The organism is Pelagerythrobacter sp. Soil_C_18, from assembly GCF_057657235.1.
Genome location: NZ_JBDGIU010000014.1, coordinates 1 through 404 on the forward strand (window position 1 = coordinate 1; position 404 = coordinate 404).

The window sequence follows — 404 nt, forward strand, 5'->3', positions numbered from 1 at the left end:
ATTGGGCAGAACGAGTTCGACGCCGACCTAATCCAGCACGTGCTCAACTTCACTGCCGACCAATCCCCAGCCGAACTCAAGCGCATTGTCGGTGATCGGCTCCGGGAGCATGCGACATACGCCGCGATCCTTGTCGAAAAGAAGCGCTGCTGGCGGCTTGATTATGCGGGCGACTATCATCTCGATATATCGCCAACGATAACAAACCCCACCTGCGAGAACGGCGGTGAGCTGGTGCCAGACAAGAAGCTCCGTCAGTTCAAGCCGACCAACCCGAAGGGGTTCAAATCTCTTTTCGAGCGGCGGGCCAAACTGCTGCCGAGGTTCCGTTTAGCGAAAACAATTACCGATGGTGTATCCACGCAGGCATCCGTTGAGCCCTTTCCTATCCACAGCGGAAATAA

The 404-nt window shown here is 55.7% G+C and carries 1 protein-coding gene; it reads left to right on the forward strand.

The features are described from left to right. Window positions 1-404 (forward strand): SMODS domain-containing nucleotidyltransferase (locus tag AC3A5N_RS16010; RefSeq protein ID WP_487738317.1); only part of this gene is annotated, 404 nt, incomplete at both ends.